This window comes from Microcoleus sp. AT3-A2, from assembly GCF_036705685.1.
Classification (GTDB): domain Bacteria; phylum Cyanobacteriota; class Cyanobacteriia; order Cyanobacteriales; family Microcoleaceae; genus Microcoleus.
On sequence record NZ_JAUBVF010000004.1, the window covers coordinates 162,238 to 174,733 of the forward strand.

Annotated in this window: 10 protein-coding genes; 8 read left to right on the top strand and 2 right to left on the bottom strand. The window is 45.2% G+C overall.

What is annotated here, in order from left to right:
* Positions 1–85: 85 nt before the first annotated feature.
* From QUB37_RS04595 to QUB37_RS04605, 3 genes are all read left to right on the top strand, one after another.
* Positions 86–4,297, top strand: a complete 4,212-nt coding sequence (locus tag QUB37_RS04595) for a chemotaxis protein CheB (RefSeq protein WP_333159535.1) — start codon at positions 86–88, stop codon at positions 4,295–4,297.
* 374 nt (positions 4,298–4,671) lie between these two features.
* Positions 4,672–5,055, top strand: coding sequence for an endonuclease domain-containing protein (locus QUB37_RS04600; RefSeq protein WP_333159538.1), 384 nt, complete (start codon positions 4,672–4,674; stop codon positions 5,053–5,055).
* 208 nt (positions 5,056–5,263) lie between these two features.
* Complete coding sequence (locus QUB37_RS04605) at positions 5,264–6,004, top strand: HAD family hydrolase (RefSeq protein WP_333159540.1); 741 nt, start codon at positions 5,264–5,266, stop codon at positions 6,002–6,004.
* Between the two features lie 302 nt (positions 6,005–6,306).
* On the opposite strand, the gene QUB37_RS04610 is transcribed toward QUB37_RS04605, so the two are convergent.
* Complete coding sequence (locus QUB37_RS04610) at positions 6,307–6,795, bottom strand: N-acetyltransferase family protein (protein WP_333159542.1); 489 nt, start codon at positions 6,793–6,795, stop codon at positions 6,307–6,309.
* 144 nt (positions 6,796–6,939) lie between these two features.
* Positions 6,940–8,013 carry a tRNA (adenosine(37)-N6)-threonylcarbamoyltransferase complex transferase subunit TsaD gene (tsaD, locus tag QUB37_RS04615; protein ID WP_333159544.1) on the bottom strand — a complete coding sequence of 358 codons (1,074 nt, stop codon included), beginning with the start codon at positions 8,011–8,013 and terminating at the stop codon, positions 6,940–6,942.
* A 330-nt stretch (positions 8,014–8,343) separates the two neighbouring features.
* On the opposite strand from tsaD, the gene QUB37_RS04620 reads away from it, so the two are divergent.
* The 5 genes from QUB37_RS04620 (at position 8,344) to QUB37_RS04640 (ending at position 12,329) form a co-directional block, all read left to right on the top strand.
* Positions 8,344–8,832 (top strand): Photosystem I reaction center subunit III, encoded by a 489-nt coding sequence (locus tag QUB37_RS04620; protein ID WP_333037176.1) that lies wholly within the window; start codon positions 8,344–8,346, stop codon positions 8,830–8,832.
* Positions 8,833–8,951: 119 nt separating this feature from the next.
* Positions 8,952–9,080: a photosystem I reaction center subunit IX gene (gene psaJ, locus QUB37_RS04625; RefSeq protein ID WP_333037175.1), complete on the top strand. Its 129-nt coding sequence runs from the start codon at positions 8,952–8,954 to the stop codon at positions 9,078–9,080.
* Between the two features lie 244 nt (positions 9,081–9,324).
* Complete coding sequence (locus QUB37_RS04630; RefSeq protein WP_333159546.1) at positions 9,325–10,137, top strand: carbon-nitrogen hydrolase family protein; 813 nt, start codon at positions 9,325–9,327, stop codon at positions 10,135–10,137.
* A 488-nt stretch (positions 10,138–10,625) separates the two neighbouring features.
* Entirely contained in the window at positions 10,626–11,144 is a 519-nt protein-coding gene (gene ilvN, locus QUB37_RS04635) for an acetolactate synthase small subunit (protein ID WP_039887977.1), read from the top strand.
* 117 nt (positions 11,145–11,261) lie between these two features.
* Entirely contained in the window at positions 11,262–12,329 is a 1,068-nt protein-coding gene (locus QUB37_RS04640) for a hypothetical protein (protein ID WP_333159549.1), read from the top strand.
* The last annotated feature ends 167 nt before the right edge of the window (positions 12,330–12,496 follow it).

Below are 12,496 nucleotides of genomic sequence, written 5' to 3' on the forward strand. Positions count from 1 at the left end.
TTTGATAAAAATAGTCCGAATTAATCAGCCTTACGCTTGCCAGCTATGTATTCTACTAAATAACTGAAGTCAAGGACTTCACATCATGACTTCTCCTCAATTACCTCCAGAAAATACACCCGAATCGATCGAACCAGCCGCCCTCGATTCCGAACAATTACCCGAAACCGATGCCCCGTTTCCCATTGTTGGGATTGCCGCCTCAGCAGGAGGTTTGGCAGCATTCATGGCGTTACTGAGCCATTTACCGAGCGATACTGGTATGGCGTTTGTGCTGATTCAGCATTTAGATCCCAATCACAAAAGTCTGCTGAGCGAGATTCTCGCCAGAAGGACGCAAATGCCTGTTAATGAGGTAGAAGACGGCGTAGCTGTAGAACCCAATCAAGTCTACGTTATTCCGCCCAACACCAAGATGGTGCTATGTAAAGGCGCGCTGCAACTATCACCCCGCGAGAAGATTTATGGCAAATATCTGCCGGGAGATGCGTTTTTTACCTCCTTGGCGATCGATCGCGGGCACAAAGCAATCGCCGTAGTATTATCCGGGGGAGACGGAGACGGTTCACTCGGACTCAAGGCAATCAAAGCAGCCGGAGGCATGACTTTTGCTCAATGTCAAGACACAGCACAAGTCGATAGTATGCCGAATACCGCTGTTGCGACAGGCAATGTCGATTTCATTCTGCCACCGGAAAAAATTGCCGAGGAACTGGCAAAGTATAGTCGCAGTCCGCTTCTGACTGGCCCGCTTCGTCTGACAAAACTTGAGGAATCGCCCGAACGGAGAGATGCCCTGATAACTATTTTTGGGCTGCTGAAATCGAGCACAGGCCTTGATTTTAGCCACTACAAACCCACCTCGATCGCTCGACGCATCCAGCGACGGATGCAGTTGTACAAGCTGGAAACCTTGAATGATTACGTCCAACATCTTCGACACAATTCGGCTGAAGTCATAGCCCTGTATGAAGAAATCCTGATCCACGTTACCAGTTTCTTCCGCGATCCCGAAGCCTTTGAAAAGTTAAAAGAACTGGTTTTCCCCACGATTATTCAAAATAAATCGGCCGAAACTCCGATTCGGATTTGGGTGGCGGGATGTTCGACAGGTGAAGAAGTTTATTCGATCGTCATTTGCTTGTTAGAGTTTTTGGGCGATCGATCCATCCAGCCACCGATCCAGATTTTTGCCACAGACATTGGCGAACAGGCGATCACGAAAGCGAGGTCTGGAGTCTACTCAGAAAACCAGATGGTAGATGTTTCACAAGAGCGACGTACTCGCTTCTTTATTGCCGAAGTAGGAGGTAGCTATAGAATCAGCAAGGCAGTCCGCGAACTTTGTGTATTTGCCCGACAAGACTTAACCAGCGACCCGCCTTTTTCCAATATCGATTTAGTTAGCTGTCGCAATGTGCTGATCTACTTTGGAGAGTCATTGCAAACAAAAGTGATGCCGATTTTCCATTACAGTCTCAACCCAACGGGCTTTCTGTTGTTAGGCACTTCTGAGAGTACCGGAGAATTTTCCTACTTGTTTAATTCAGTGGATAAAAAGTCTAAAATTTATGCCAAAAAGTTGACTGCGACTCGTCCCAATCTTTCGTTTACGCCGAGTTCCTATCCCCTCGCTAAAGTACGTGAACGGCACGAAGGGAAGGACAATTTTAGGAATAGCTTTGATTTACAACACGAAACTGACCAACTGATTTTAAATCAATATGCCCCACCCAGTGTGGTTGTCAACGAGCAGATGAAAATCCTGCAAGTGCGGGGAGACATCGATCCTTACTTGAGAGTGGTAGCCGGAACGCCCAACTTAAACTTGCTGGCAATGGCAAGGGCAGGCTTGCTGGTAGAGCTTCGCACCGCGATTTATCAGGCACAAACGCAGAACGTAACCATTAGGAAAGAAAGGGTATTGCTTGAATCAGGCGGACGATCGAGTATCGTCAATTTTGAGGTGATTCCCTTCCGACCACAGGCGGTCGAAGGACGCTACTTTTTGGTGCTATTTGAACAGGCTTCACCCAGGGTGCTTAACCTCAGCGCCCTCCCTGAAAGCTTAGATCAAGCTGATTTAGTGGGCGAAATTGAGCTGCTGAGGCAGCAACTTGCAGCCGCTAACCAAGAAAAAACTGCGGCTCAAGCCCAACTGCAAGCGGTAGTCCAGGATCAGGAACGCCTCTACCAAGACCTCAAAGTTGCGAACGAAGAAATCCTATCGAGCAACGAGGAGTTGCAGAGCACCAATGAGGAGTTAGAAACTGCCAAAGAAGAGATTCAAGCCACTAACGAGGCACTCACTACCACTAACGAGGAACTTCGTAGCCGAAATATTGAACAAAGCCTGGTGAATAATGATCTGATAAATTTGCTTTCCAGTATCAATATCCCTATCTTAATGCTGACAAACGATTTACAGATTCGACGCTTTACGCCAACGGCACAGCAAATTTTTAGTGTGATTCCCGCAGATGTGGGACGACCTTTTAGCGACATCCGCTCAACTCTGAACGTTCCTGACTTGGAACAGATGATTTTGGAGGTGATTGATACTCTCCAGACGAAAGAACAAGAAATTCAAACTTTATCGGGATATTGGTACAACCTCCGCATTCGTCCTTACCGGACAACGGAAAACCAGATTGACGGTGTGGTGATGGTTTTGCTCGATATTGATGCTCTTAAACGCAGTGCCAGAACCTTGGAGGAGGCCCGAAATTATGCTGAAACCATTGTTGAAACTGTGCAAACGCCTTTAGTCGTCCTAGATGCTGATTTCCGAGTGAATAAAGCAAATCGATCGTTCTATAAAATGTTTCAGGTTTCACCGTCAGAAATAGCAAAATCTTCGCTGTTTGAGCTAGGCAACGGGCAGTGGAATATCCCCCAAGTGCGATGGATTCTGGAAGATATTCTGGTTAGTGATGTTCAGCTTGAAAACTTTGAGTTGGATCACCTGTTTGATAATATCGGGCCCAAAACCATGCTGCTGAATGCTTGTAAACTTGAACGAGAAGATGAAGCTTTAATGATTCTGTTGTTGATCGAGGATATCACGCAGCGCAAGCAGTTGGAGACAGTACGATCGCAGTTATTACTGCAGGAACAGTTTGCCCGCCACGAGGCAGAAACAGCTAACCGTAGTAAAGATGAATTTCTGGCGAATCTCTCCCACGAATTACGCAATCCCTTGACTCCGATCCTGGGCTGGGCACAAATTCTGCGTTCCGGCAAGCTTAATGAAGCACAGGCTATTCGCGCTCTAGAGGTGATCGAGCGCAGCGCGAGAGCGCAATCTCAGTTAATCGAAGATATCCTGGATATTTCCCGGATTACCAGTGGCAAGCTTCAACTGTGCATTTGTCCGATCGATCTGCGGTTAGTGGTGCAAGCGGCGCTGGAAGGGGTTCAATTATCAGCCGAAGCCAAAAACATTCAAATTGTTTCGGAGTTGATTTCTACGACTGTTTTAGGGGATATCAATCGCTTGCAGCAAGTTGTGTGGAATCTTCTGTCTAATGCGATTAAGTTTACTCCGGCGGGGGGACGAGTGGAAATCATGGTATCGACGATCGAGGATCATGTTCAACTTCGAGTCAGCGATACGGGAAAAGGCATTGGGGCACAATTTTTGCCGTATATTTTTGATCGTTTCCATCAAGGCGATGCCAGCAGCACTAAGGCGAATCAAGGGCTGGGATTGGGTTTAGCGATCGTGCGTCACCTGGTTGAATTGCACGGGGGAACTGTGCAAGCCGAAAGTCCGGGTGATGAACAAGGAACTACAATGACTGTGAGATTGCCGTTGCGATCGCTACCTCCAGAGTTGACATCGGCGATCGATTTAAAGTCAACTGCTTTGGTAGGGCCTTTAAACGTCTCTAGCGATCGCGTCCCCTCTCTCGAAGGCTTGCACATCTTAGCCGTAGACGATCAGATCGATACGCGCGAGTTCTTACAATTTGTGCTTGAAGGCTACGGGGCGGAGGTTTTGGCAGTTGCATCTGCCAGAAGTGCGATCGCTGCTTTGACTGAAAATCCGGCCAGATATGACGTGCTAATCTCCGATCTGGGAATGCCAGAGGAAGATGGGTTTTTCTTAATTCGAGAAGTGCGAGCTCTTGCTGCGGAAGCCGGAGGAGAAATCCCAGCCGCGGCGCTGACTGCCTATGCGAACGATAAAGAACGCGAAATGGCGATCGAAGCTGGTTTTCAAAGGCATCTGGTTAAGCCGATCGAGCCGATTGTACTAGGATTAATGGTGGCTAATTTAGTAGGACGATTTTAAATATTTTGGAGTGTTGATTTATGATGTTTGAGATTAGATTAGGCAGTTAAACTCTTGTCCCCCGGAGATCCCCCTAAATCCCCCTTAAGAAGGGGAGTAGGGGTTGACTTTGAGTGCTTCATGTCCCCCCCTTATTAAGGGGGGCTAGGGGGGATCGGATTCTATGCAACCTCATAAAAAATTGGTATAAGAAGGGGGGTTAGGGCGGATCTCCGGATCGAGATTAGGAGGAGAATGACCAAATACGCTTGCGTTAACACTCTTTATCCCCCACAGATCCCCCTAAATCCCCCTTAATAAGGGGGACTTTGAGAAGAGTCTTGTCCCCCCCCTTATTAAGGGGGGTTAGGGGGGATCGATCCGAGATTAGGAGGATGATGACCAAATTAAACGACTCGAATTTCCACCTACCTTACAACCCAAAACTCATCCCTATCGCCAAGGAACTTCGGAAAAATCCAACTCCAGCCGAAAAGAAACTTTGGGAAGATTTTCTGAGAAATTTCCCTTTTAGAGTTTTGAGACAGCGACCGATCGACAATTTTATTGTAGATTTTTATTGTGCTGCTTTAAGGTTGGTAATTGAGGTTGATGGCGAGAGTCATTTTACTGAACAGGGGAAACAATATGATGCGGAAAGAACAGGGATTTTCGAGGGGTATGGGCTGCAAGTTGTCAGGTTTACGAATGTTGATGTGTTGCAGTGTTTCGAGGGAGTTTGTCAGGAGTTGTTGGGTGCGTGCGATCGTCATTCTTAGGGCCAGATATCCCCTAACCCTCCTTAATAAGGGGGGGGACAAGAGTACGATATATCTCGTAATAGTTAAGGCCAGATCCCCCCTAGCCCCCCTTAATAAGGGGAGTAGGGGGTGGGACAAGAGAGTTATGTTGCGCTAAAAACAATTGCTAAAAATACCACAATATGAGACTATACAAAAAAATATAAAAATTACGGAGTTCAGATTCTTGGTAACTATTAAATGTCGGGGTATTACCTTCTCGAATATCCAAGCCGTAATCTTTGACAAAGACGGTACTCTAGAGGATTCTCAGGAGTTTTTGAGATTGTTGGGGATGAAGCGATCGCGCCTCGCAGACGCTCAAATTCCGGGCGTTGGAGAGCCTTTACAAATGGCTTTCGGCATCGAAAGTGGCAGCATCGACCCCACAGGCTTGTTAGCAGTCGGTAGTCGTAGGGAAAATGAGATTGTGGCGGCGGGATACATCGCCGAAACCGGCAGGGGATGGCTGGAATCTTTAACTATTGCGCGCCGCGCTTTTGACGAAGCTGACGAAATGTTTAAAAATAGTGCTGTTTCTCCTTTATTTGTCGGCAGTTTGGAGGTGCTGAAATATCTTTCGGAAGCGGGTTTAAAACTGGGAATTCTTTCGGCTGCTACAACAGAATCGGTGCAGAAATTTGTGAAACACCACGCATTAGCTGACTACATTCAGTTAGAAATGGGAGTTGATTCAACGGTTCATAAACCAGATCCGAAATTATTTTTGCAAGCTTGTGAGAAACTCGGAGTAAATCCCGCAGCAACTTTGATGGTGGGAGATTCAGCGGGCGATATTCAGATGGGTAAAAATGCGGGCGCGGCTGGCTGTATCGGGATTTGTTGGGGAAAGGCCCAGGTTAGTCATTTGGAAAATGCTGATGTGGCGATCGCATCTTTGGATGAAATTACAATTTTAGCAGATTGAGCAAACATCACATTGCCTGGGCCGATTTTGCTTGGGAAAATCTCGCTTGTAGCTGAGTCCAGATCCCCCCTAACCCCCCTTAAAAAGGGGGGGACAAGAGTGTTTTAAGTCTCCCTTTTTAACTGGAAAGAGAAGACTCTTTCGTCCCGTTAAGAAGGGGGAAAATAAAGAGCATTCAAAGTCAACCCCTACTCCCCTTCTTAAGGGGGATTTAGGGGGATCTGGCATCGGCTATAAGCGAGAGATACAAAGGTTTTTAATCTTAAGTTAACACGATAAAAAGCATTGCCGTTTCCCTACAGCTAACAACGCAAACCCAGAATTACGACATCTCTTTCAACGCCGTCAAGTTCGGCAACTTGTGGCAGATATCCCCACCGCTGAAAGCCAAATTTCTCAAACAATCTTACACTCGGCTGATTGTGAGCAAAAATTATTCCTATGAGAGTTTTAAGCTTCAATTCTGGACTCCGCACAATTGCCGATTGCAATAAATTTTGTCCGATTCCGCAGCGTTGGCGATCGGGTGCGACGTAGATGCTAACTTCGGCTGTATGCTGATAGGCGGCGCGTCCGTAGAAAATCTGAAAACTCAGCCAGCCAACAATATTTTGTTCGGATTCCATTACCCAAATCGGCCAGGAATTGGGAGAGTGTTCTCTGTACCACGGGAGGCGACTTTCGACTGAGACTGCTTTTAAATCTGCTGTGGCCATTCTGCCCGGTATTGCTGCGTTATATATTTGAACAATTGCTGGCAAATCGCTTTCTTCTGCGTCGCGGATTTTCATCGTTGGGTTGAATGTTGACTGTTGACTGTTAACTGTTGACTGTTAACTGTTGACTGTTGACTGTTGACTGTTGACTGTTAACTGTTAACTGTTGACTAATAACTAATAACTAATGACTAATGACTAATGACTAATGACTAATGACTAATGACTCTTGTACAGTTCCATAATATCGCTGACAGCCATTCTTGAATTTGCTCCCAAAGTCAGCGGCGATGTGTGTCCTCGCTGCAAGTGTTCTGCCGCCGCACAGCCAATCATTGCTGCGTTGTCTGTACAATATTTTAAGGGCGGAAACAATACCCGCAAGTTGTGTTTTGCTGCTGCTGCTTGTAAGTGTTTTCGGAGTCCGCTGTTGGCTGCAACTCCGCCACCGACTACAATAGTGGTAAGCCCGAAATTTACGGCACAGTCGATCGCTCTTTTTGTTAAACCCTTAGCTACTGTTTCCTGAAAGCTGGCCGCAATATCATTAATTGTAGGGGCAGGCAAGAATCCTTCCTCACCCACATTGTTATTTTGTTTTTTGAGTTTCTGCACTAATTGCAAAACTGCTGTTTTCAAGCCGCTAAAACTACTGTCGTAAGGATGATATCCGCCACCAGGCAAGGAAATTCTGCCTTCTGGTAGAGGGTATGCTTGGGGATTGCCAAGGGCGGCCAATTTGTCAATCAGCGGCCCGCCGGGATATCCTAGCTGCAACAGTCTCGCGACTTTATCAAAAGCTTCGCCGGCGGCGTCGTCGCGTGTTTGTCCTACTGTTTCATAAACGCCGCAATCTTTGACGTAAATAAAGCTAGTATGTCCCCCGGAAACTAACAAACACAAAAACGGTGGCTGCAAGTCGGGTTCGGTAAGGTAAGAAGCGTAGATGTGCCCTTCGAGGTGGTGGACGCCTAAAAAAGGTTTTTGATGGACTATTGCCAAGCTTTTCGCCGCTGTCAGCCCAACTAACAATGCACCTACTAAACCGGGGGCACAAGTCGCTGCAATGCCGTCAATTTCTGACCAACTCAGGTTTGCTTCACTGAGACACTGGGCAATTACCTGATTGAGCATTTCTAGGTGACTCCGCGAAGCCACTTCCGGCACTACTCCGCCAAACTGCTCGTGGATTTTAATTTGTGATGCTACAACATTGCTGCAAACTTGACGATTCTTAACAATTGCTGCTGCTGTTTCGTCACAACTTGTTTCGATTGCGAAAATGGTTGCCATTAACTGGTAATTTTATTTGATAGGTTAGTTATTGCTAGCTTAACTAATTCGGCGCAAGTCCCCCGCTCTACCTGTACTCAGGTTATTGTTAAGGGATATTTGCCCGATCGACAGGTAAGGCCGTCATCGGATGCAATGAAGGAATATCCTCGCGGTATTGCTAGCTCAGCATTGACCTATGAAAACGGGAATCCCTCATTCTATTGGGCTTTGCCGCATCAATGATGGATACTTTACACTGTCAACAAACACGATCATCTGGATTCCAGATCGGCAAGTTGAAATGCTTGTACAAAAACTTATTGTTTTGTAACAAAAGGAAACAATTCCATGCGACGATTGTTTGCTGCAATTTTAGTGTTGAGTGTCTGGATCAGTTTTGCTCCAGTTGCTTCGGCTTACAATTTAGTGCCGTGCAAAGACTCTCCCGAATTCAAGGAACTGGCTAAAAATGCACGTTCTACCAATGGCGACCCCGCATCTGCGAAAGCAAGATTCGATCGCTATTCTCAAGCTATGTGCGGCCCGGAAGGATACCCGCACTTAATCGTAGACGGCAACTTGAGCAAAGCAGGGGACTTTTTGATTCCTAGCATACTGTTCTTGTATATCGCAGGTTGGATTGGTTGGGTAGGCCGTTCTTATCTGCAAGTTACCAAAAAATCAGCAACCCCAGAGGAAAAAGAGATTATTATCGACGTTCCTTTGGCAATCAAATGTATGCTGAGCGGCGTTTTATGGCCTCTGGCAGCTCTCACATCAATCACCAGCGGTGAAATGTTTGCGAAGGACGACGAAATTACTGTTTCCCCCCGCTAAAATTGGGAAATGGAGAAGAGCTAATAGCTAAAAGTTAAGTAATTAACTAGAAATTAGCAATTAGCGCGCTAGACCGATCGGCAATTACCAACTGTCTCGAATTTTCAGGAGCAGAATTCATGCAATACTTTGTCAAGTTTCTTTCGACAGCACCAGTATTGGCTATCCTTTGGATATCTATTCAAGCTGCGGCTTTAATTGAATTTAACCGCTTTTTCCCCGACCTGCTTTTCCATCCGATGCCGTAAGATTTGAAGGAAATTAGGTTGGAAAACCTAGTAGGAAAAAGTTGAGAGTTTTGAGTTTTGAGTGATGAGTTACAGGTGAATTCAAAGCTCAAATATCAAAACTCTCACACCATACCAGTTCGTGCAAAACAGCGCCGAAATGGGTGAAACCCAAGGATCTAAACTATTTAGTTATCAAATTAGTTCCCAATGACTAATGACTAATGGCTAATGACTATTGACTATTGACTAATATTTTGAATCGATGAAGTCTTATCTCGCCGCAGCAATTCAAATGACTAGCTTGCCTGACCTGCAAAAAAATTTGGTTCAGGCAGAGGAATTAATCGACCTGGCAGTGCGTCAAGGTGCGGAGTTAGTTTCCTTACCAGAAAATTTCTCGTTTATGGGAGAAGAGGAGGAAAAAATTGCTCAAGCAGAGGCGATCGGACTCCAAAGCGAAAAATTCCTCAAAACGATGGCCCAACGGTTCCAGGTAACGATTCTGGGCGGCGGGTTTCCCGTGCCGACTCCAGGAGGGAAGGTATACAATACTTGTTTGCTGGTAGACCCAAACGGCACTGAAGTGGCAAGGTACAGAAAAGTACATTTGTTCGATGTGGATGTTCCCGACGGCATTACTTACAGGGAATCGAACACTGTGAAAGCTGGTGAAGATTTGCCACCTGTTTATGTGTCGCCGGATTTGGGGACGCTGGGACTTTCGGTGTGCTATGACGTGCGGTTCCCGGAAGTGTACAGGCATTTGTCGTACAAGGGGGCTGATATTTTGTTCGTGCCGGCGGCGTTTACTGCTTACACTGGCAAGGATCACTGGAAGGTTTTGTTGCAAGCTAGGGCGATCGAGAATACTTGTTATATGATCGCCCCGGCACAGACTGGACGCCACTACGGCCGCCGTCAAACACACGGTCACGCGATGATTGTAGACCCTTGGGGTGCCGTTTTGGCGGATGCTGGAGAGGAACCGGGTGTGGCGATTGCAGAAATTAATCCCGATCGACTAGAACAAGTCCGCCGCCAGATGCCGTCGCTGCAACACCGGGTTTTTCTGTGAATAAATTTTGGCACCCATTGGGTGTCAAAATTTCAGTCCCCGTCAGCGACAAGACCTGAAAAGTTTTTATTCGAGCGAGGAATTGTGTTGGTTCGTACACAAAAAAACTTAGATCATGTGGGTGCGATCGACAAGAATAAGCGGGTGGGGGCGGATTTAGGCTGATCTATGAGTGATATTGTCGATCGAACGTGACTCTGGCCCCGACAGCTTAATATATTGTTTTTTCCCGCAGATGAACAGCGAATAATATCAAATCCGTTAGCATCGGAATAGTAAATTCGAGTTCACTGTTCACGGCGTTGAGTGTTGACTGTTTACGGCGTCAACAGTCAACAGTCAACAGCCAACAGTCAACATCATTCCGGTGTAACCGGAAATGATATAACTCGCGATAAAATGTCTAATGCAGGTTCAATGGGCGTGCACTTCTGCTAAAAGGCGAATTGGCGAAAGTAGAATTGCACGAAATGCGTCTTTTTGGAGAAATGAAACACACTCTTTCGGTTTTAGTTGAAGATGAAGCGGGTGTCCTCACTCGAATTGCTGGTTTGTTTGCCCGTCGGGGTTTTAATATTGAAAGTCTGGCCGTTGGCCCGGCGGAACAAGGGGGAGTGTCTCGGATTACGATGGTTGTACCCGGAGATGACCAGATTATCGAACAGTTGACAAAGCAACTGTACAAGTTGATTAACGTGCTTAAAGTTCAGGATATAACGGAAATTCCCTGTGTGGAACGGGAGTTGATGTTGCTGAAAGTTAATGCTGCTAGCGGGACGCGATCGGAGATCATTGAGTTAGCTCAAATTTTTAGAGCGCGAGTGGTGGATATTGGTGATGATACGCTGACATTGGAAGTTGTGGGAGATCCCGGCAAAATGGTGGCGATAGTCCAGGTTCTGAATAGATTTGGGATTAAGGAAATTGCTCGTACTGGGAAAATTGCCCTGACGCGCGAGTCGGGGGTAAATACAGAGTTTCTCAAGTCTTTGGAAGCGAAGCTTTAAGGAAGTTGACGGTTGACTGTTGACTGTTGACTGTTGACTGTTGACTGTTGACGGTTGACTGTTGACTGTTAACCTTGAATTAAAGACACTTCTTATTATTATAAGGTCTAAAAGTTTATGCCAGTTCCTAATGAAGTTATAATTTTAGTGCCTGGTCTAAATACTCAGGAAAAAAATGAGTTTTTGGAAAATTTTTGTAGTTCTTTAACCGAGCAGCTAGAGAGTTTTACTGTTCAAGAAAACGGTGAAATAAAAATAGCAGGACATACAGGAAAAAGATTTTCTATTTATAACAAACAAGAGTTGTACAAAACAATTGACATTTATGAAGCTTATTACATGGATGTATTCGCTAGTAATAAACTGAGTCAAAAAGATGAAAAAACTAAATTTATTAGAGGTGGTGAAGTCTTGATATATTGGTTGATTTCTCCTATTTGGTTGTCCGTTAAGGAATCTCCTTCTTTATTTATAAATTTTATTATTTCCGCTATTTTATTGACAGGTTGGTATTACGGAATTTTAGCGGCAGTTTTGATAGCTATAGGACAAACAAATAGTTTTTTTGGTGGAGCTATTCCGCTGGAGATGGCAAAAAAGATTGGATTTTTTGGTGAATCAATGAAAGGATGGTCTTTTTGGTTTTTTATTAGTATTTTATCAAGCTTTTTACCCATCAATTCACTTATTGATATCTGTGAATTCTCCGCAGCCTATTTAGGGGAAGATACAGAGGGTAGTACAATCAGATCAAAGACTCGTGGTAGAGTATTAAATCTTCTCGAAGACGTATTGAAGAGCGATAATTATGATAGAGCAACTATATTAGCTTATAGTTTTGGTGTTGCTGTGGCTACAGATACTCTGGCTGATTATCACACAGAAAAAATTTTTCGATACATTACTTTAGGGGGAACTTTAAAGGTTTTATCTTATAAATCTAGTTGGGGAGAGAGAGAAATAAATAAATGCTTAAACAATGCAACAATAAATACCTGGATTGACTGCTATTCTAATCAAGACTGGGTGGCGGCTAAGACTCCGTTACCTAAAGGAAGTTCCTCAGATAAAATGATTTACAAAAAAGTTTCGGCAAAATCTTCTTCTTTCCTCCAACGTTTCTTAGGGAAAACTCACGTTTGTTATTTTTATGACTCTAGCGTTTGGGAGACTATTATTCGGTAAAATTTATAATTTCTGGAAGTTTATCCTACTAAATCCGGATTGTCCACCCCCTTTATCATTCGGCGGTTGAACCGCAAAGAGATTGAAACGAAGTATGCCGACGCAGACTCAGAGATAACGGGCGTATTGAAGCCGGACTTGGTAGCAGACTCACTTCCACAGACAAC

Excerpts from the sequence above, each read along its gene's own strand:
- QUB37_RS04610 (WP_333159542.1), bottom strand. The coding sequence starts at position 6,795 with ATGAAAATCCGCGACGCAGAAGAAAGCGATTTGCCAGCAATTGTTCAA.
- QUB37_RS04630 (WP_333159546.1), top strand. The coding sequence starts at position 9,325 with ATGAAGTCTTATCTCGCCGCAGCAATTCAAATGACTAGCTTGCCTGAC.
- QUB37_RS04595 (WP_333159535.1), top strand. The coding sequence starts at position 86 with ATGACTTCTCCTCAATTACCTCCAGAAAATACACCCGAATCGATCGAA.
- ilvN (WP_039887977.1), top strand. The coding sequence starts at position 10,626 with ATGAAACACACTCTTTCGGTTTTAGTTGAAGATGAAGCGGGTGTCCTC.
- QUB37_RS04620 (WP_333037176.1), top strand. The coding sequence starts at position 8,344 with ATGCGACGATTGTTTGCTGCAATTTTAGTGTTGAGTGTCTGGATCAGT.
- QUB37_RS04600 (WP_333159538.1), top strand. The coding sequence starts at position 4,672 with ATGATGACCAAATTAAACGACTCGAATTTCCACCTACCTTACAACCCA.
- QUB37_RS04640 (WP_333159549.1), top strand. The coding sequence starts at position 11,262 with ATGCCAGTTCCTAATGAAGTTATAATTTTAGTGCCTGGTCTAAATACT.
- psaJ (WP_333037175.1), top strand. The coding sequence starts at position 8,952 with ATGCAATACTTTGTCAAGTTTCTTTCGACAGCACCAGTATTGGCTATC.
- tsaD (WP_333159544.1), bottom strand. The coding sequence starts at position 8,013 with ATGGCAACCATTTTCGCAATCGAAACAAGTTGTGACGAAACAGCAGCA.